Origin of the sequence: Halodesulfovibrio sp. MK-HDV (assembly GCF_009914765.1) — a bacterium.
Taxonomy (GTDB): domain Bacteria; phylum Desulfobacterota; class Desulfovibrionia; order Desulfovibrionales; family Desulfovibrionaceae; genus Halodesulfovibrio.
The window spans coordinates 15,238-34,986 of the sequence record NZ_WYDS01000008.1 but is presented as its reverse complement, the minus strand read 5'-3'; the positions used below and the strand labels follow the sequence as shown (position 1 = coordinate 34,986).

The window sequence follows — 19,749 nt, the reverse complement described above, 5'->3', positions numbered from 1 at the left end:
TCGAAACAAGGTCGAGCTAACTGACGTAGCGATATAATTAATTCATAAAAAAACGCCCCGAATTACTTCGGGGCGTTTTTTTATGATCAATGTAAAAGCTCTTATTGCGTCGGTGTTTCTTCATCAAGAAGCAACGCCAGAGGTACAAATGGTCCAAGAGGGATTAATTCAAAATCGATCAACCCTGCCTGCACCATAGGCATTCTATCAATAAGGCTGCGTGCATCTTCCATAGAAGGCGCTTCAAGTACTAAAATGGTACCGGAACGATCCTGACGGAAGTACATTTCACGAACCACATCAGCAAGATACATCTTAACTGTATGGTTCACTTCTTTCATAAACGTGTCTTTAACTTTATCCGGAGTTGCTTCCGGCAGTACTTTATCAATTGCAAGAATCTTCATTTACTTCTCCTTTCTAACACGCTGTAGGACAGCCCCGTTCACTAACGGTCACAGTTTTGTAAGCATTCTGCCAAAGTGCTCATCCTGCAACAGGACTGTTTTTTGCGAAGCCTGACAAGATACACTATCTGTCAACAATTGCGCTACATCGCAAAAAAATCAGCACACAAGGAGTACGAAATTTTCTACCGTACCTCAATATATTTATGAGGATGTACCTGCTGCGGCTGATTCGGCTAATTCGGATTGTGCAACCGGACAAAAATATCCTTCATTATTATACAGAACACCAAAGCATTTATTACAGCTAATGCACTCTGCTCTTCTCAAATCACCTGCTGCCCAACGTTTCAGCAGGTCAGGCTCTCTCAAAAGCGGTCTGCTCATAGAAACAAAATCGATCAGCCCTTCGGCAAGCAGTCCCTCAACAACACTAAAGCTACGGATACCACCCACAAGGATTATCGGCAGCTTGGTGCGCTCTCTAACTACACGCGCAGCCTCTCGATACCATGCTTCTTTTGCCGGAGTATCAAAACGACCTACACGCACAGACGATTTAGACGGACTGTTAGTAAGCAATCCACCGCTAATTTCAACGGCGTCCAAACCAATCATTTCAAGACCTTGAATAACACTCGCACTGTCTTCCAGTTCAAGACCGCCTTCCGCATAATCTTCACAGTTTATTTTTAACGTAACAGGGTACTTATCTCCCACTTCGCGCCGGATAGCTTCGTACACACGCACTAGAGGACGCATGCGGTTTTCGAAAGAACCGCCATACATATCTTTCCGCTTATTTATGTGTGGAGAAAGAAACTGGCTCAAACCATAGCCGTGCGCTGCATGAATCTGTACGCCATCAAACCCTGCTGCTACAGCCCGCGAAGCAGCCTGCTGAAAGGCATTCACCATGTTATCAATATCGTTTTCTGTCATTTCCTGACAGAATTCACCATCTTTTCGAGCAAAGGGGCTTGGTCCCAATGCAGGCATTCCGGTAATTGCCTGAGCAGCCTGACCACCAGCATGGGCAAGCTGTGCGACGATAACACTTCCACGTTCGTGAACTTTTTTCACCATAGAACGCAGACCGCTAATATACTCGTCTGCATAAACAGCAAGCTGACGCTCTCCGGCGCGACCCTGTTCTGCTACAAACATATGACCGGTAATAATCATGCCCACACCGCCGTCAGCAAGTTCAAGCATTGCGTCTTCAAGTGCAGGAGTCACAAAACCTTCAGCAGAGGCAAGTCCTTCCCACGTGGCAGAACGAACCAACCGGTTCGGCACGGTCATTCCATTAATTGTCATTTTATCGTAAAGCATCATGTCATTCCCCAATATTCATTAGTGTACGTGCAGCCGAGTACCTCACTCTATAGCCGAAGACAGCCTATAGAAGCAACAGTTCGGATCATTGATTATAAAAAAGCCGCAGGCACTAAATTATAGTGTCTGCGGCCTCTATACATCAACGTTATGTCGGAAATGATATACTACATTTCTTCTGCATGCAGAAGTTTTCGAGAACGCTGTAACCAGCTTTCACCGGAATATAACGCAATAGCGCTCCAGATAAACATAAATGAAAGCATGTGCCCCATCGTAAATGGTTCATTAAAAAGAAAAACGCCCTGCATAAATGCAAGACTTGGAGCAATATATTGAATTAAGCCAAGAGTGGTCAGACGCAACCTGCACGCTGCAAATGCAAACCACATAAGTGGCAAAGATGTAATGATACCTGCACCGATAAGATACATATCTGTCATACGGTCAACATGCAAAAACGAGGCTGTACCCTGCAACTCAAGACTGCCTAGATAGATGAGGACAAAAGGTATAAGTAGTACAGTTTCAAACATCAGTCCTGCCATAGACTCAACATGCGCAAGCTTTCTAAGCAATCCGTAGAGACCGAAAGAAAAAGCCAGCACCATAGAAACCCACGGCAGTTCACCGACAATTATCAACTGAACAACTACCCCACCCACAGCAAGAAATACCGCACAAAGCTGAATAGGACGAATTTTGTCCTTAAAAACAGCCACGCCGAGCATCATGCTTACTAAAGGAGTAACGTAGTACCCAAGGCTTGTCTGCAAAACCATATTATGGTTCACAGCCCATATATACAATCCCCAGTTACCGCCAACAATAAGCCCGCTTAATGTAAGAAGCAGCATTGTTTTTTTCGAAGAAAAAATCGCTTTGAACGTGCCCCATCCGGAACGCAAGGAAAGCAGAAGTCCTACAAAAAATAATGACCATAAAATCCTATGACACAACACTTCAAATGCAGGAACGTGTGCTAGCTGCTTCCAATAAACGGGTGCCATTCCCCAAAAAACAAATGCGCAGATTGCAGCAATTGCCCCTGCTCTGGCCTGGTCATCTTCGTACACAGTGTTTTCCTTTATGCTGCACGCCAGCAGCCATAAAAAAAGCGGGAGCAACAGCTCCCGCAAAATTTTGTGTTAAATCCTAACCAAAGGATTTTTCAAAAAGTTCAGCGATTGCCTTTTTACCGTTTTCTTCAAGGAAGCGGGTACCGGTTGCTGTAAAATGACGATGAGAAATAGTTGGTGTTTCTACTTCAAGCCATTCATTTTTTTCCCAGCGGAACCAAGCATTCTTAGCCTGTCCGAACACGAACAGAGGCTTATTACAAATCTTAGCAAACTCTGCACCCCAACCAGTGCCACCTTTGACAGTGTTGTCATCCTGAATAACACCTACCACATACACTTCATGTCCGCTGGAAACCTGCCAGCAAATGGACTGAAGAACTCTGCGGAACAATGGTGCAACAGAATAAGAACGACTCATCAAACGGGACACATAGGTAAGACTCACGTCTTTAAGTGCCAGTTCATCAGCAGTCAGCACGCGTAAGCCTCGGGAACGCTCAAGCTTGTGACCATCAAAGCTGTAGTTAACTTCCTGAAGCCCGTACTTTTCTGCAAGTTCACCGAAGTATGTTTCCGTGCCTCGTGCACCACCGCTATACAGAATATGTTCTGAAGGATTCGCCATTATGAGACCTCTCAGTGTTGGATTAAATAAACTGCGCACCTCACGCTGAAAGAACAGTGAGATACGCTATGCAAAAACAGGTGCTTCGTACTTAGATACCTATCTAAGAGCGTTCTTTTTTACAAGCAATTTCGAATATTGAAGCACGCAGGATGAATACAATCACACCGCCGCAGGCACTGCCATCTGCTGCCGCATATAGCGACTTAACCAATGCAAATCGCCAGTAGTTAACGGAGCAAGAGGAGAAGAAACATCCAGCGTTTTAAAAACAGCGCCTGAAGCCTGAACAATCTCCACACGCCCTTTTCCTGCTCGTGGGACTGCAATGCGGACTGTTTTAACGTCTCGCAATTCGAGCATGACAGAGGCGTATTCTTTTCCAAAAATTGAAGCACCAAAGCGCACGGTTTCATCATCCCAGACTACAAACCCTTTTCCTGCCACCGAGCGAATAAGCCGCCAGAGGATCAAATAAGCAAAAAAACCGCATACAAAAAGTATTATGCCTCCCGCTATCAGGCTTCCTTCACCCTTAGAAGCTTTCCACACACCATATCCGCCGCCATACAGCAGTCCGGCTGTGGCAAACATCATCAAAGCAATGTACAGGCGCCCGGGAGAAAGCGACCATGAGAACCCCTTTTTGCTATCTATAGAAATCGGCTTAAGGGCAGAATACGGTGGAACCTTTTCCGTAACGTCTGCAGAAACAGGTGGATACTCTGAGCGGGCTGTGCGGGAAAAACCCACTCCTGCGTGATCTTCAATTCCAAAGCCCGTCACTTCCGCAATTTTTAATGCTGTTGCGGCAAGGTCCGGCCCCATGACGGACCTATCCAAAGTTTCATAACCGGACGTACGTAATACCACATCCAAATGAATGGGGTAACGTCCGTGACTGCCTTCCTCAGGCACAAAGTCTGACGAGACAAGTTCCCCTTGAGCATTACGACGTGTAAGCCTGAGCGCGGTAATCATTCCGAAAGGAATGGCATACACATCTGTTTTTCGTCTGCCCAGAAAGTATATACAACTATCAGGCAAACTTATTTCAATAACCCGCTGCTGTCTCCGCAAGATCATTCCAACGGTCATAAATATTAAGCAAAGATATAGCACTGCAAAACGTACCAGCGTAATGCCATTCATCAATGCTCCAATAAAGCCAAGACAAATTGCACACCCGACGAGTGCACCGACAGCTGTTTGCTGTTCTGCCGATGGTACTAAACGCAGGGTGGACGAGGATTTTCTTTCTACAGTTGTTAGACTCATACCACACTAGTAACCTGTCGCAATACATACAGCAATTACATTATGACCTCTTTGCAGCAGGACGCCACACACAGCAAGAGCGGCTCTGCCTAAACAGAACCGCCCCATGTATGTGGTCATACCGCACACGTTGCCCTCAACTGCGCCGGATAAAATTCCGGCTTTCAGCCCCCTGATAAGCTGGCATTCGTCTCGCTACGATACCAAAGTACGGAGAGTACGGAGGCTTTTTCCCCCTCGGAAAAATCACAACTAGATTGAGTGCTACATTTTTATGAACATTGCTTGATGAAACATTGCAGGAAAACTCTTTCGCTCGTGTTTTGTTATTTGATACGAATATTCCAACACGAAATTTTTCTGTCACACTTTCAGTAATGCCCTTTTTCTTTTTCAACGTTTTTCTATATTCAACTGCAAAAAGGAAAAAAGATAGTGTGTTTTTCTTATTATCGCATAACTAAAATAGTAAATAAGACATATATGCTGTTTTCACCTTTTAGAATAACCAAGAAAACAACTCTACATACATTAAATCCTGCTTATACAACATGTAAAAGCAATCTATTGCAGTCAGATTAATTGATATCACACAAAAAAGCGCTTTTATGAATCATATGTGTAACCACATGATTCATAAAAGCGCTTTAAATGCTAAACAATAGTCTGTGCTAGTAACTGCTTCAGCGGCTTGAATATATCTCACGATATACATTCCGCAGTGCTTTTGCCCACAAAGCTAAATCAAACCCTTTCGGGCCACCCATAAAAACAGGTGCTTGACCATATTTGTTTAATTGCGCCGCATACGCCGGAATCAACCAGCGCCCTGCTCTGCTGGATGCAACAACATACACTTGTGCCAACTTTCTATACTGCTCTTTAGTGTATGCAGGCTCCGGAATTAGCGAGGAGGAAGTCGTCTTGGCATCGTCTACATTCGTTCGAACTGGCTGAATAAGACCGACATGCAAAAAACGCCCTTTTGCTTTTGCACCCGCATCACGAGTTTCAAAATACGTAGAGCGCAGCGGCTGAAAGAAATCAATCAGAGTTGTTGAAGCTCCGCCACGACCAATCAGAACATGCCAACGCCTGCCAAACTGATGCAGGTCATTAATATGGGTAGAAACATTAATATCTGGAGAAAAGGTTCGAGTTCCAAAATCTGGACCGGCAGAATCATGCAATACAAAAAAGAGAGCTGACTCGCCATGAGCACGTGAAACCCTAAGACTCAACGCGCCGCCCAACTCTCCTTCATTCAATCCATGCTCTGCAACATACGCCTCAACAGCTTCGCGGGTAAAATCAAATTCCCGCCCCACAAGCTCGTCCAGCGTTGACGGCAAACCTTCTTCAAACTTTTCCACAACACCATTAGCGCGGACTGCCGGAGTTAAGCACAACGCCTGTTGAATGGAATCACCACTAAACTGCATTGTCCCGCTATCCCAGTAACATTTTGTAGCAGACAACGCTGCCACGGGCATAAGCATCAAACAAACGCTTATCCATATACTCACCGTACTGTTTTTCATACCTCGATGTTCCCGTTCAAAATTCAACAGAGGTGACACAATTCCAAATACCATACAGATACAGCTACACACAATGCGAGAGCGACGTATAGCTACATACTCTTCACACAACAGATTAAATAAATCAATTAAACCGCTTAGATGTTTTCTCCAGAAACCGCTTATCGTAAGGCTTTTTCCGTGCTACATATGGCCTGCAGGAGAAATGATGGATAAATATATTGGATACTTACAAATAATAGCAGCTGCCACCCTGTGGGGTTTACTCGGGCCTATTTCAAAATACGGTTTACAGGATGGCATCACACCTCACGAACTTGCGTTCTGGCGTGCATCACTCGGAGCTGTCTTCTTTATTCTACATTCAGCCAAGCACAACTCTCTTACCGTGCAACGTAAAGATATTCCAATATTTATTATATTCGGCGTTCTTGGCATTGCTGTATTCTTTGGCTCATACCAGATTGCTATCAAACATGCAGGTGCGGCTGTTTCTGCAATTCTTCTTTACACTGCTCCAATCTGGGTAGCCATTTTTTCTCGTATTCTTTTTAAGGAAGAACTCTCCCCTGCCAAAATTCTTGCGCTCGGTGTAGCTCTTACAGGCACAGGACTTGTCTGCTTCAGTGGGCAAAGTGGTGATTTTTCACTGCCGCTGACCGGTATATTCTTCGGGCTGCTTTCCGGCTTCACCTATTCGCTGCACTACATCTTCGGTAAAACATTTCTCAAAAACTATCAGGCTGCGACACTCTATGCATGGTGCCTACCGGCCGGTGCTATAGCTCTGCTGCCGTGGGTAACATTCACCGCCTATTCACCGGTAAAACTCGCAGTAGTAGTATCTATCGCCTTTCTTTGCACGTATCTCGCCTATTACTTCTATTGCGCTGGACTTAAGCGCCTGGAAGCTACTCAGGCTGCCATTGTGGCTAATATTGAACCGGTTGTTGCCGCAGCCATTGCTGTACTCTGGTGGAATGAGCAGCTTTCAGCTTCTGCCTACATTGGCGGCACCCTCGTTATCAGTGCTGTTATAATTATCGCGCGCATACCTGCAAAGCCGAAGAATGCCGCACAGCCAATTATCGACAATTAATTTTTTTCGCCTCCAACGTGCAGAAATCCTAGAATTCTCTGACGCCGAGACCAACACCATCGACCTCAGTCTCCAATTCGCTTTGTCATTATTTCAGCATGTTACAGAGCCAACTGTTTGTTTTATGGAAAGAATAACACTTCACAACGCCTATCCTTAATGCTACCAAGGCTAAATATACCATTCTCGATATGGTGTTTGGACACCTGTCATACGATCATTGTACTCTCGTAGCATCATAATAGGGTGAACGGTTTTTTCGGGGATAACCAATATAATGATTCCCAAGGGGGGCATCATGTCCGATAAAGAAGCGCCAAAAAAAAATACTACTAATCTCAAACGGGCACTCTGGGTCGCGCTTGTCATACTCGCAATAGTTCTTACAGGTCTTTGGACATTTGAACCCGAAATTGTTGAGACAGAAGAGCAAGTCGTTCCTACCGGTGAAGTCACAACACAAGTACGTATTCCATTACGCACCGCCGCTGGCTCCCAGCCTTCAGAAGGCACTTCTGGAACGTTATCCGAAGCTTTATCTGGAGTTTTATCCACAACTACATCCAGTACAACAAACGTTGAACCAGTAATTCCTGAGCACAAAAAAGTTACTGAAGATACAGTCATACTGCCTAGTTTCATTACAGATTTATCACATTTACTAGTTAATTCGTATCATCCGAAAGGTAGCCATCCGGCTGCAAAAAAAGAATCAAAACTTTTGCTCGATGCAAAAGTAATTAATGTTCATTACGGTATTGAAATGACCGGCCTCTCATGGAGTGGAGACGATCTTGCCATCGGCAGACGTTCAGTTATGCGCTACGCATTGCGTCCAACCATGATCAACGCTCTTTACGCGCTCTACAAACAGCGTTTAGTTGATGCTATTAATACAGAAATCAGCACAGTAGAACGTTCCTTTAATGGAATAGAGAGAACTCTGACACCGGAAGAACGCAAGACCTTCTATGCTCTTACTGCCAAGCAGTTACGATCCACTGCCGGCGTAATTAAAAGCTGTGCAAAGGTTAACTCTTCCTTGTCTGACATTTCTACATGGCTGCAGTCTGAACGCGATGTACTGGCAGCAAACCAACGATTCCAGTCTGCACTGCACGACTATCAGGTTTCTACAGATATGGACGCCACACAGTCCGTGACAGATGCAGCAGAAAATAAAATGAAAGCCAAAGGCGCTGATTACGAAAAAGCAATCCGCGACCGTGAGGCATACAAAGTGGCTCTGACCAAAATGATCCGCAAATACAAGTGGACCAAGGATCAGGACGACGAAACAAACCTGTACATTGCATCGTGGGTTTTCCGTCGCAGCAAAGACTTGTCGAATCCTAAAGAAGTTATGATGACTATTCAGGACAGACTGCTCGACCTTGCAAACACGATGGACGCTCAGGACAGCTTATAGCTTACAAATAAAAAGCCGCACCGAGTGCGGCTTTTTTTACACACAAAATTTGATATCGCGCGCCTCTTCAGGCACAACATATTTTTTTATTCAACAGGAAAATAGCAATCATGGCAAAAAACTACGTCCCTCATATGCATACTGCTGAACATATTCTTAACGGAACCATGGTCAGTATGTTCGGCTGCGATCGCTGCTACTCTGCTCACATCAATACAAAAAAATCTAAATGCGATTACAAATTCGAACGTCCGATAAATGAACACGAAGCCATCGCGTTACAGTCCACTGTCAACGAACAGCTTCAGCGTAACCTTGAAGTGACCGAAGAAATTATGCCTCTGGCACAGGCTCAAGAACGCTACAATCTTTCCAGACTCCCGTCTGACGATATTACAACTATCCGTATCGTCCACGTTGGAGACTACGACAGCTGTCCATGTATCGGTGAACACGTACAGAACACCTCAGAAATCGGCGAATTCATCATTAACTCTTTCGACTTTGAAGACGGACGCTTACGTATTCGCTTCAAATGCAAATCTGAGGATTAAACGAAGACGTCATGACTCAAAAAAATTTAAAAAAACACACTCTTCTTTTCTTTGCATTGCTCCTCACAATGACCACAGGCTGCTTTCGAACTCCAGACTTCCTTCAGAGCACAGGCTTCTTTAACGAGCCAGCCATCATAGTCTCCTCCAGCTACTACTCTGCAATCAAGAAACTACCGCAAGAGCTGCAACAAAAATTACCAACAGAAGTTGTATTCTACACCTCACAACAGGCAACAGATGCAAGCATATCTCCACAGCAGTTCAGCAACATAGCATACAACAAGCTATCACTGAATTTCCTCTGGACCGGTGCTCAGCACGACCTGTCCGTAGTAGGAACGACATATTCCAATATGCCGTCAGCAGGGCAAACGGCCACGCACAACGGTACAGAACTCATAATTACAAGTGAATTCAGTCAGGAAAATCTCTCGCTCCTCGCAGTCCTCGATTGGGATGAAACAGGCAGCACAGACTGGTTAGTCTCCTATTCGTACAAATCTCTCGTGCAGGAAGAAACGTCCTCAAGACTCTTGCTTATTCGAAATGTACGACCGAACGCAATATTAACGGCAACAGTACTCTCCGCCTCCGAATGCTACGGCAACAACTGTAAGGACTTTACTGGTAGCTCGCTCTCTGAATTCCTTGAGTATCAGCCTAAATATTAGATTTTTTCCTTTTCATTTTTCTTTTATTGCCTCCGGCAGGTCTTCGACGAGCCTCCGGCGGCACTTATCAGCGAATGTTTTTGGCTACCCTGCGGGGCTTGCCTCCGGCGGCCAAAGAACCTTGTTGCACTGTCCGCATCCGTAATCTCTCATTCTTCGAGAACGGCTAAGGCTCTGTAGAAAGGCTTCTCTGGACTCTCCAAAGACTTTTAACTGCGAGGTAAGCTTTTTGTTTACTACTCCTCGCGGCTTATGCACCACTACCTTTTAGAACTAAAAAAGGGCTGTCCTACATAAATAGGACAGCCCTTTTCTCATTATTCAAGTCAGTGAAATTAAGCCGCGTGAAAAATATATCTACGAGCGTTCTTCGCAAAATAAAAGTCTTTGGAAAGGGGTCTGGGGAATACCTTTCTACAGAAAGGTGTTCCCCAGCCGTCGGAGACAAAAAAAGCGTCGCAGACATCCCGCAGACGTCCCGCTGACAAGCGCCGCCAAAGGCTCGTCGCAAAACCAGCAGAGGCAAAAAAAACTATTATGACTTTTCGAACTTGTCCTTTTCATGCTGCGGCATGGCAAAGGAGTGCTCTGGCGCAGGAAAACTTCCGTCTTCCACTTCACGCTTGTAATCACTTATTGCTGACGCTGCGGTTTCACGCAGATTTGCATACTGCTTCACAAATTTTGGTACGAATCGATCAAACAAGCCAAGAAGATCGTGAAACACAAGGACTTGCCCGTCACATTCTGCTCCGGCACCAATGCCAATTGTCGGGATAGATAACTCTTGAGTAATGCGTGCGGCTATTGGAGCGGGGATCGCTTCGAGAACTATGCAGAATACACCTGCCGCTTCGAGAGCTTTTGCTTCTTCGAGCAATGTGTTGGCAGCTTCTGCGGTTTTGCCTTGTACTTTAAACCCACCAAGGCTCGCCACTCGCTGAGGCGTCAAACCTATGTGCCCGACTACAGGGATTCCTGCATTAACGAGAGCTTTTACTTGAGGCACAACTGTATGACCGCCTTCAAGTTTAACGGCACGCGCTCCGCCTTCCTGAAATAGTCGTGCTGCGTTGCGCATGGCATCTTCTGTGCTGACTTCGTAGGACATAAAAGGCATATCTGCTATGACGAGAGATCGCGTTGTTCCACGCACTACCGCTTTAGTGTGGTGCACCATTTCGTCCATTGTTACGCTGATGGTATCGTCTCTACCCAGCATGACCATTCCGAGAGAATCACCTACAAGGGTCATATCGATGTCGCATTCATCAACAAGCGTTGCAGATGAATAGTCGTATGCGGTCAGCATGGTAAGTTTACGGTCACCTTTGCTCTGACGAATATCTAAAGAAGTAACAGGCGTTACACCTGTTGCAGCTGTCTGCTTGCTCATTGTCGCTCCTTTTTTATGCACTCTGTAACTACGGGGATCCGTAAGAAACTGTTCTTACAGTGAGTTACGTATTTTTTCTACGCTGGTATTATCTCACTAACCATTGATATAAAAATCGATGAAGCAAAATTTTTAGTATAAACAGCCAGTATTATATATGGGAATACCCATTGCGTCGAACTCAAATTATAACGGCTAAAAGCTGCTGGCTTTCAATACTTTTCACTGTTTTTCGTATTCAGCCTTGACCTTGGCGAATTCCGATTTATTATTGCCGTAGTATTTTATTTCAACTTTTATGACATCTCATAGGAGCCTCTTCGTATGTCACAATCATATGAATTTAAGACTGAAGTTCGAAAACTTCTTCATATCATCACACATTCCCTCTACACCAACCGCGAAATCTTCCTTCGTGAGCTTGTTTCAAACGCATCTGATGCTCTCGACAAGCTTCGTTTTGCTGAAGCAAAAGGCGAAGAAATTGCTGCTGCTGAGCTAGAGCCTTCCATCTCTATCACACTTGATAAAGACGCTAAGATCATTACCATTACCGACACCGGCATTGGTATGAACAAAGAAGAGCTCGTGGACAACCTCGGCACCATTGCCCGTTCCGGCTCTGAGCGTTTTCTTGCTGAATTGTCAGAAAGCAAAGACTCCGCAAGCAACATTATTGGTCGCTTCGGTGTTGGTTTCTATTCTGTATTTATGATCTCTGAAGATGTGACTGTGACTACCCGCAGCTACAAACCAGATTCCGAAGGTTTCACTTGGAAATCTGATGGACTAGGCTCTTTTGATATCACCCCTGCTGAAGATGCACCGGAACGCGGTACCGTCATTACTATCAACGTAAAAGACGATGCTGTAGAATTTCTCGAAAAATTCCGTCTAGAACAGGCTCTGAAGCAGCACTCCAGCTTTATTCCTTTCCCGATCTACCTTGATGGTGACCACCAGAACACCACCCCTGCATTATGGCGTGAGCCTAAGAGTTCCATCTCTAAAGAGCAGTACAAGGAATTCTACAACTACCTTACCTTTGACGATAAAGAGCCGCTTGCAACCATACACAGCGCAGTTGATGCACCTGTACAGTTTACAAGCCTTTCCTTTATCCCAACTTTCGGTCGCGATTTAAACAGCATGGGCCGTGAAGATTACGGTCTTGACCTGTATGTGCGTCGTGTTCTTATCCAGCACGAATGCAAAGATTTGCTTCCGGACTACCTTTCTTTCATCAAAGGCGTTGTAGATACAGAAGATCTTCCACTGAACATTTCCCGCGAAACTTTGCAGGAAAACGTTCTTATCCGTAAAATCAATCAGACTGTAACAAAACAGATTCTTTCTCACCTTGACCGCATGGCTAAAAACGATGCTGATGCGTACAAAGAATTCTGGAATGTTCACGGTAAGATCTTCCGTCTCGGCTACAGCGACTATGCTAACCGTGATCGCTATGCAAAACTTCTTCGCTTCAACACCTCAACACATGAGGCTGTCGAAGAGCTTACTTCTTTTGATGAGTACATTGAGCGCGCAAAAGAAGGCCAGAAATCTGTTTACTACATTTCTGCAACTAGCCGCGAAGCAGCTAAGCTTAACCCGCATCTTGAAATCTTCACCCGTAAAGGTCTTGAAGTTCTCTTCCTTTACGAGCCTGTAGATGAATTTGTAATGGATAACCTTGGTAAGTACGGCGAATTTGATCTCGTATCTGTTGAGACCGTTAGCCCGGATAGCCTGAAAGACTTTGATGACGTAGTGAAAAAAGAGAAAACAGAAGAGCTTTCTGAAGAAGAAACCGCTACTCTGAGCGATCTTTTAGCACACATCAAAACACTGCTTGGTGACAAAGTAACCGACGTACGCTTGTCTGAACGTCTTTCCGGTTCCCCTGCGGTTCTTAGCAGCCCTGATGGCGCGACCTCTTCCATGGAAAAGATCATGCGTATGATGAATCAGGACGAATCTATTCCGCAGAAAGTATTCGAACTGAACTCTGACCACCCGATCGTCCGCAACCTGCTGCGTATCTACAAATCAGATAAAGACGATGCTCTTGTTAAAGAAACTGTTGAGCAGTTGTTCGAATCTTCCCTGTTGCTGGAAGGCTACCTGAAAGATCCTCATGCTATGGTTTCCCGTATCAATGACATCTTAGAAAAAGCTGGCAACTGGTACTCTGAAATTAAAAAGATCTAGTACTACCATTCGTAGGCGGCAGGCTTTGCTTGCCGCCTATTTTTTCGTCTTGTCACCACTCTTCACGGGTTGGAAAAAGGCAAAAAAAAACGGCGTTTCACATACCATTGTGAATCGCCGATTTTTTTCAACCGATGCCATATCGGTGTGCAGATTGCTCTGCGCAAAGCGAGAGAAATATTCGCCAGAAATTTCTCCCAAGACCTGAAGCACTACCAACAGATCAATCTCTTAAAAAAAATGCCGGTCTTTTTTAAGAGCCGATGACATTTGAACTGCAAGCAGAACAAAGACATCAAAGACAACACGATTTCCTTCCACAAAGGAAGAGACTTGCCGTATTAGTTGCCACAACAAGTAACGCCAACCTACACAGCCAGTTTTTTTACGTCCATAAATCAGAATATTAAGTGCAGTCTTTTTTTTATCTTCGTTGTCTCAGCAGTATCTAATTTATAATATTATTCAATATTATCAGAGTAATAACATTACCATTTTTTATTTCCGGATAGCAGACTAGTTAACACTGTTTGCGCTGATCAAGCAAAATTGGTTGTACCAATAAATCGACATCTTCAACAAATTCAAAAGAAAGAGCTGAAAAAAAGGCGATAAAAAGCCCGCCACTGCGGGGGCAGCGACGGGCACCAAACATGCTACAAAGTCACATAGTCGTAGAAAAGATTTCTAGCCCAAAGCCTTCTCTGCGATCATCCGAAAGTGCTTAAGTCCTATAGAGTCACTCTTAAATTCACAGCTCGGGCAAACATGACATTCATCCCCATAACGGCGATAAATGGCGGCAACTTTACCCTTGGAAATGTTCTTTCCCCCATTGGTATGTATATTACCAGATTGGGTGAACTTAACGCCTAAAAATCTCGGCAGTATCAAAAAAGTGATCTGCGTACTGTTCAGGCTTTGCGAATTTCACTGGTCTCATGACAACCTCCGTTTGACTCTAAAGGATTCAGCAATCAGCATGATGGCCACCTCTCACGGTGGGAGCGTACTCATTGCCTCAACCTAACGATGCGCTTCGACCCACAAAGCAACATCTATAGAGAAAGAGGACTTCTCCAGCGACGCTATAAGCACATAAAACCAATATCAGGTCAAGCATTTAAAACTGTTTGACTATTCAGTTTGCTCTATGCTGATTGTACTGATCCGTGCATCTCCATCATGTAAAAACTACCACACCAGAACCGATATCTAGGTACCGGAAATTTCTCTCTATTATAGTTAGTTCCAAAATAACTTTTATTACATCCTATGCAGTCATTTAGAGACGGAGGCGAACGGGTCTGCAAGCGAAAATGAGCAATGCTGCAACTCAATCTGTATTTCACCATACATCTATTACGTAAGGTGCAATCAGCATAAAGCATTTCATACAAAACGCCCCAGCTATACGGATTATTCGTATTTCCTACTTAGCGCAGCAAAATCGAAAAGTGCATTATTTTATACTTATGTGCTGCATCTCGTCACAATTCTGCTTTTTACACTTTGGTTGATGCATGCGCTTACATCCAATTTTTTGCCTTCCCACCTGCTCAGAATCCTTATCTTTTATTTTACATATAAACCTATCCTACTAACAACACATACTAAAATTAAAAAATGTGAGATTCGAGCAATTTTACTCCATTTTTTCGCTTGACTCTTAGATAGTAATAGTTACTATTTACTCAACACAACGAAAAAGCATTCCTTACCTACACAGGCAAAAATATGGCGGGAGGAGTGTGGCAGTTCTTCCCGCCACTTTATTCAGGACAGGATCACATAGCGTTTGATAATATTGGAGGAAAAATGAGCAACCTTTCACAATTCAGTGATTTACAAATTGATTGGAACATGAGTCCCGAACATGCTGTAACAATGTACCTTGAGTGGGGGAATAACGACTACCACGCTGAATACCCTCCAGTACGTTCGAAATCAGATTACTCAACATATTTTGTAGTGGACACTTGGGGAGATCAACCTGTTGTTCGACTAGTCCGTCGTAACTCCGAAGCAGCAATAGATCTTATTGAAGTACCTTTACCACCACGTGTCGCAAATACCTTCCTCGCCGAATTCGGTGACTTGAAAGGATTATTTGAACCTACACCCGATATTAAAAAGTGGCTCAAAAAAGAGCTCTATCAAGAATAAATCGACCTCCTTACCCCTCATTCATTAGATGTGAATATTGGCGGTAATTCCCTGGACCGGTAGCATCATCGGGGCTGCTACCGGTCCTTTTTTATTTTCTCTTTTTTTATTCAAAAATTTTTTGAGACTTTATTCATTTTATACTCATTATTCTGATGATAAAATCACAAGTCTCACCCATTCCTCCCAAACGCACCGCTCTCATTGACTTTACAGGCGCAGCCTCAATATGTACTCTAGGAAAAAATAAAACGCCTAGAGGATATACGCGCTATGAATGAATTCCCAAGAATCGACAGATTACCACCCTATGTATTTGCAGTTGTTAACGATTTAAAAATGGAACTGCGACATCAGAATATCGACGTCATCGATATGGGCATGGGAAACCCTGATCTTCCCACACCCGATCACATCGTGGAGAAGCTTACAGAAGCGGCACACAAAGGCGTTAACCATCGTTACTCAGCTTCCAAGGGCATTCCGAACTTGCGTAAAGCTATTTGTGACTGGTATCAAAGAAAATATGATGTCTATCTTGATCCGGATACTGAAGCTATTGCAACGATGGGAGCCAAGGAAGGCCTTGCGCATCTCGCTCTTGCTATGCTCTCACCGGGTGATGTAGTCTTTGCCCCGGACCCGACCTATCCTATCCATACATACGCCGCTATTATTGCGGGAGCAGATGTCCGTAGGATTCCAATAGGTAAGGGACGAGATTTTTTTGAGGATTTGACAACCGCCACACAACAAACGTGGCCGCAGCCTAAAGTGCTTATGCTCAGTTATCCGCACAATCCGACAACTGAGCTGGCTACCCCTGAATTTTTTCAAAAAGTCGTAGACTGGGCTAAAAAGTATAATGTGTATGTCATTCATGACATGGCGTACGCAGATCTTACTTTTGACGGTTACGTTCCTCCAAGCTTCCTTCAGGCAGAAGGTGCTAAGGACGTAGGAGTAGAATTCTACTCAATGTCAAAAAGCTATTCTATGGCTGGTTGGAGAGTCGGCTTTTGTGCTGGCAACAAAAAACTGGTTCACGCACTTACCAGAATCAAGTCTTATCTTGATTACGGTATCTTCCAACCAATTCAAATTGCTGCGACGGTTGCATTAAACGGTCCTGATGATTGCGTGCATGAAATAGTCGAAGTATACCAAAAACGCCGCGATGCATTAATCGATGGCCTTGGGCGTGCAGGATGGGATGTTCCTTCACCAAAGGCTACCATGTTTGTATGGGCAGAGATTCCTGAACCATTCAAGAAATTGGGTTCAGTAGAATTTGCAAAAACCCTGCTGCTTGAAGCTAAAGTTGCAGTTTCACCGGGGCTTGGTTTTGGTCACTTCGGAGACGATTATGTTCGCTTCTCACTTATTGAAAATGAGCACCGCATTAATCAGGCGTGTCGTGGAATAAAAAAGTTTTTCCAGAAAGAAGGATGTATTTGTGCCAAGGAATAAACCCCTCGTTTTAGCCATTGCCGGTTTCGGTACTGTTGGCAGTGGTCTTCTAAAAGTTATTAAAGAAAACCGTGATTCTATTGTTGCACGTACCGGTAGAGAGATTGTTGTAAAATCTGTTCTCGTACGCGACTTATCCAAGCCACGTGCTGCTGACCTTCCAGAAGGGACAGTTCTTACGGACAATCCGGACATCCTTGTTAACGATCCGGAAGTTGATGTTCTTGTTGAGCTGATCGGCGGCCTTACCGCTGCAAAAATGCTTATCACCGCTGCTATTAAAGCAGGTAAGCATATTGTTACTGCTAACAAAGCACTGCTTGCAGAAGACGGTCATGACCTCTTTGCACTTGCAGAAGAACACAACGTACATCTTACATACGAAGCAAGTGTATGCGGTGCTATCCCTATTCTGGATAGCTTGAAGCAAAACCTTGCCGGTAATCAGGTACAGAGCCTTGTGGGCATTCTTAACGGTACAGCGAACTATATCCTGTCCGAGATGACCACTAAAAAGCTCGATTTCGACACCGCCCTTAAAGCGGCTCAGGAACTTGGTTTTGCAGAAGCAGACCCGACTCTGGACATTGAAGGGTTTGATGCTGCACACAAATTGTGTCTGCTCACCCGTCTTGCCTTCGGTGTTGAATATCCGTTTACCAAGCTGCCTGTTGTGGGTGTTTCCAATATTCACCCTCAGGATATCGAATTTGCCCGTGAATTCGGCTACCGTGTGAAACTGCTGGGTCAAGTTCGCAACGTAGATGGCAAAATCGAAGCTGGTGTGTTCCCTATGCTGGTGCATCACACCCTGCTTATTGCCCGTGTTGGCGGCGCGTACAACGCAGTCCGTCTTGAAGGCAACGCGTGTGGTCCTATATTCATGCATGGTCAGGGTGCTGGGGATCTTGCAACCGCGAGTGCAGTTATTGGTGACATCCTCACCATTGCCCGTGATGCAAATCCTAACAACACCGGCTACGTGAAACAGGTTCCGCCACTTGCAGATATCCTTGCTCCGGAAGACGCTACTTCACAGTACTACTTCCGCGTAATGGTACAGGATGTACCGGGCGTATTGCGTGATCTGGCAGGTACCCTTGCTGAACAGGAAATTTCTATAGCTCAGGCTATTCAGAAAGACGGTACTGAAACCACTGCTTCTGTTGTATTCCTTACACACGAAGCACGCGCAGAAGCTGTTCACAAGGCAGTGGAAGGAATGAAAGAAAAAGGGCTTGTTCTCGAAGAGCCTGTATTCTACCGGATTCTGTAATGCAAAAATTCATAGTCTGCATAGCTGACGGCGCAGCAGACGACCCGTCTTTGTGTCCCGAAGGTACGCCTTTGGAACTAGCAGAGACTCCTGTTTTAGATTCTATGACCCGCCACAGTGTGGCGGGTCTTTGCTATACTATTCCTGAGGGATACAGCCCAGATTCCGACGTGGGCAATATGTCCCTGTTCGGATATTCTCCTACCCTGTACCATAACGGACGTGCCCCCATTGAAGCCGCAGCCCTTGGCCTCTCTGTTTCTACAGATGACCTCATCTGGCGCGTTACCTTCTGCCGTACAGAGCACGAAACCATTACTGCACCTTGTGCTTCTTCCATCACACAAGAGGAAGGAGAAGCTCTGATACAGGCATTGAATGCGGAATGCAGCGACACATCCTTTACCTTTGTCTCAAACAAAACGTACCGTCATTTGTTGATTCAAAAAAACGGTCGTCTACTTCTTGAAGAGCACAACCATAACAATGGTGAACAAGGACTTCCTGCATTTGCAACCTCCGGCCCTCATATGTTGCAAGGTATCCCGCTGGAAACAAAGCTCTGTTGCTATCCGGTTCCGTTGCAGATTATTATCAAAAAAGCTTCAGCACTTCTTGCAGAACACTCCACTAAAACGAATGCCTTATGGCTTTGGGGACAAGGTAGCCCATACTCTTTGCCCGACTTTGCTACCCTGTACCAAACAAACGGTTGCGTCGTTTCCGGCATTCCCCTCCTCCACGGTCTTGGATATATGGCTGAAATGGAAGTTATATCGCACCCTTCTTTCACCGGACTTCCAGACACAGACCTTAAAGCAAAAGCACAGGCTGCACTTACCTTCCTTCAAGAGCCAGACAACAACATCGCGTTTATCCATGTTGAAGCACCAGATCATTGCGGGCACCTTGGCGATGCCACCGGTAAGAAAAATGCCATAGAGCGAATTGATCGAGAGCTGTTGCCGATTCTCCTGCAGGAAATGCCGGATGCGTGCATTACGGTCACAACTGATCATCTCACACCTGCCGCCACAAAAGCCCATGCTCATGGAGCTGTTCCATTCATTACCTACCACCCTGAGCTCCCGCTACAGACATCCGTACATAGATTCACAGAGGCAGAATGCAACAAAGGAGTGCATCTAGCTAAAGACACACTCCTTCTCGACACACTTCAAGACCTTACTATCTAGAAATTTC

The 19,749-nt window shown here is 44.9% G+C and carries 16 protein-coding genes; 9 read left to right on the top strand and 7 right to left on the bottom strand.

Annotated features, from left to right (window positions below; all coding sequences use genetic code 11):
• Window positions 1-101: 101 nt before the first annotated feature.
• The 6 genes from MKHDV_RS07860 to MKHDV_RS07835 form a co-directional block, all read right to left on the bottom strand.
• Window positions 102-407, bottom strand: coding sequence for a hypothetical protein (locus tag MKHDV_RS07860; RefSeq protein ID WP_160714010.1), 306 nt, complete (start codon window positions 405-407; stop codon window positions 102-104).
• 204 nt (window positions 408-611) lie between these two features.
• A complete protein-coding gene (locus MKHDV_RS07855) occupies window positions 612-1,745 on the bottom strand; it encodes an NADH:flavin oxidoreductase (RefSeq protein WP_254060431.1) in 1,134 nt (377 codons plus the stop codon).
• Between the two features lie 167 nt (window positions 1,746-1,912).
• Window positions 1,913-2,821 carry an EamA family transporter RarD gene (rarD, locus tag MKHDV_RS07850; RefSeq protein ID WP_160714008.1) on the bottom strand — a complete coding sequence of 303 codons (909 nt, stop codon included), beginning with the start codon at window positions 2,819-2,821 and terminating at the stop codon, window positions 1,913-1,915.
• Window positions 2,822-2,900: 79 nt separating this feature from the next.
• Window positions 2,901-3,452, bottom strand: a complete 552-nt coding sequence (locus tag MKHDV_RS07845) for a hypothetical protein (RefSeq protein ID WP_160714006.1) — start codon at window positions 3,450-3,452, stop codon at window positions 2,901-2,903.
• A 162-nt stretch (window positions 3,453-3,614) separates the two neighbouring features.
• The gene (locus tag MKHDV_RS07840) at window positions 3,615-4,730 is read right to left on the bottom strand and encodes a hypothetical protein (protein ID WP_160714004.1); all 1,116 of its coding nucleotides are present in this window, start codon (window positions 4,728-4,730) and stop codon (window positions 3,615-3,617) included.
• A 683-nt stretch (window positions 4,731-5,413) separates the two neighbouring features.
• Window positions 5,414-6,271, bottom strand: a complete 858-nt coding sequence (locus MKHDV_RS07835) for a hypothetical protein (RefSeq protein ID WP_160714002.1) — start codon at window positions 6,269-6,271, stop codon at window positions 5,414-5,416.
• 208 nt (window positions 6,272-6,479) lie between these two features.
• Here MKHDV_RS07835 and MKHDV_RS07830 point away from each other — a divergent pair, with 208 nt between their 5' ends.
• The 4 genes from MKHDV_RS07830 to MKHDV_RS07815 all read left to right on the top strand — a co-directional run bounded on the left by MKHDV_RS07830 (window position 6,480) and on the right by MKHDV_RS07815 (window position 10,027).
• Window positions 6,480-7,370 (top strand): DMT family transporter, encoded by an 891-nt coding sequence (locus tag MKHDV_RS07830; RefSeq protein ID WP_160714000.1) that lies wholly within the window; start codon window positions 6,480-6,482, stop codon window positions 7,368-7,370.
• A 298-nt stretch (window positions 7,371-7,668) separates the two neighbouring features.
• Window positions 7,669-8,799: a hypothetical protein gene (locus tag MKHDV_RS07825; protein WP_160713998.1), complete on the top strand. Its 1,131-nt coding sequence runs from the start codon at window positions 7,669-7,671 to the stop codon at window positions 8,797-8,799.
• A 110-nt stretch (window positions 8,800-8,909) separates the two neighbouring features.
• Window positions 8,910-9,353, top strand: coding sequence for a hypothetical protein (locus MKHDV_RS07820; RefSeq protein ID WP_160713996.1), 444 nt, complete (start codon window positions 8,910-8,912; stop codon window positions 9,351-9,353).
• Between the two features lie 11 nt (window positions 9,354-9,364).
• Window positions 9,365-10,027: a hypothetical protein gene (locus MKHDV_RS07815; protein WP_160713994.1), complete on the top strand. Its 663-nt coding sequence runs from the start codon at window positions 9,365-9,367 to the stop codon at window positions 10,025-10,027.
• 535 nt (window positions 10,028-10,562) lie between these two features.
• On the opposite strand, the gene panB is transcribed toward MKHDV_RS07815, so the two are convergent.
• On the bottom strand, window positions 10,563-11,423 hold the full coding sequence (gene panB, locus MKHDV_RS07810; RefSeq protein ID WP_160713992.1) for a 3-methyl-2-oxobutanoate hydroxymethyltransferase: 861 nt from the start codon (window positions 11,421-11,423) through the stop codon (window positions 10,563-10,565).
• Window positions 11,424-11,747: 324 nt separating this feature from the next.
• Between panB and htpG the strand changes: the two genes are divergently transcribed.
• The 5 genes from htpG (at window position 11,748) to apgM (ending at window position 19,742) form a co-directional block, all read left to right on the top strand.
• Window positions 11,748-13,634: a molecular chaperone HtpG gene (htpG, locus tag MKHDV_RS07805; protein WP_160713990.1), complete on the top strand. Its 1,887-nt coding sequence runs from the start codon at window positions 11,748-11,750 to the stop codon at window positions 13,632-13,634.
• A 1,818-nt stretch (window positions 13,635-15,452) separates the two neighbouring features.
• Window positions 15,453-15,800 carry a DVU0772 family protein gene (locus MKHDV_RS07800; RefSeq protein WP_160714242.1) on the top strand — a complete coding sequence of 116 codons (348 nt, stop codon included), beginning with the start codon at window positions 15,453-15,455 and terminating at the stop codon, window positions 15,798-15,800.
• A 273-nt stretch (window positions 15,801-16,073) separates the two neighbouring features.
• Entirely contained in the window at window positions 16,074-17,270 is a 1,197-nt protein-coding gene (locus MKHDV_RS07795; RefSeq protein WP_160713988.1) for an aminotransferase class I/II-fold pyridoxal phosphate-dependent enzyme, read from the top strand.
• The gene (locus MKHDV_RS07790; protein WP_160713986.1) at window positions 17,257-18,546 is read left to right on the top strand and encodes a homoserine dehydrogenase; all 1,290 of its coding nucleotides are present in this window, start codon (window positions 17,257-17,259) and stop codon (window positions 18,544-18,546) included. Before MKHDV_RS07795 ends, MKHDV_RS07790 begins: the two co-directional genes overlap by 14 nt.
• Window positions 18,546-19,742, top strand: coding sequence for an alkaline phosphatase family protein (apgM, locus tag MKHDV_RS07785; RefSeq protein WP_160713984.1), 1,197 nt, complete (start codon window positions 18,546-18,548; stop codon window positions 19,740-19,742). Before MKHDV_RS07790 ends, apgM begins: the two co-directional genes overlap by 1 nt.
• Window positions 19,743-19,749 lie beyond the last annotated feature (7 nt).

Bases quoted from the DNA above. Each gene is read 5' to 3' on its own strand.
- MKHDV_RS07855 (WP_254060431.1), bottom strand. From the start codon at position 1,745: ATGATGCTTTACGATAAAATGACAATTAATGGAATGACCGTGCCGAAC.
- htpG (WP_160713990.1), top strand. From the start codon at position 11,748: ATGTCACAATCATATGAATTTAAGACTGAAGTTCGAAAACTTCTTCAT.
- MKHDV_RS07835 (WP_160714002.1), bottom strand. From the start codon at position 6,271: ATGAAAAACAGTACGGTGAGTATATGGATAAGCGTTTGTTTGATGCTT.
- MKHDV_RS07800 (WP_160714242.1), top strand. From the start codon at position 15,453: ATGAGCAACCTTTCACAATTCAGTGATTTACAAATTGATTGGAACATG.
- MKHDV_RS07820 (WP_160713996.1), top strand. From the start codon at position 8,910: ATGGCAAAAAACTACGTCCCTCATATGCATACTGCTGAACATATTCTT.
- MKHDV_RS07825 (WP_160713998.1), top strand. From the start codon at position 7,669: ATGTCCGATAAAGAAGCGCCAAAAAAAAATACTACTAATCTCAAACGG.
- MKHDV_RS07830 (WP_160714000.1), top strand. From the start codon at position 6,480: ATGGATAAATATATTGGATACTTACAAATAATAGCAGCTGCCACCCTG.
- MKHDV_RS07815 (WP_160713994.1), top strand. From the start codon at position 9,365: ATGACTCAAAAAAATTTAAAAAAACACACTCTTCTTTTCTTTGCATTG.
- MKHDV_RS07795 (WP_160713988.1), top strand. From the start codon at position 16,074: ATGAATGAATTCCCAAGAATCGACAGATTACCACCCTATGTATTTGCA.
- MKHDV_RS07860 (WP_160714010.1), bottom strand. From the start codon at position 407: ATGAAGATTCTTGCAATTGATAAAGTACTGCCGGAAGCAACTCCGGAT.
- panB (WP_160713992.1), bottom strand. From the start codon at position 11,423: ATGAGCAAGCAGACAGCTGCAACAGGTGTAACGCCTGTTACTTCTTTA.
- MKHDV_RS07845 (WP_160714006.1), bottom strand. From the start codon at position 3,452: ATGGCGAATCCTTCAGAACATATTCTGTATAGCGGTGGTGCACGAGGC.
- MKHDV_RS07840 (WP_160714004.1), bottom strand. From the start codon at position 4,730: ATGAGTCTAACAACTGTAGAAAGAAAATCCTCGTCCACCCTGCGTTTA.
- apgM (WP_160713984.1), top strand. From the start codon at position 18,546: ATGCAAAAATTCATAGTCTGCATAGCTGACGGCGCAGCAGACGACCCG.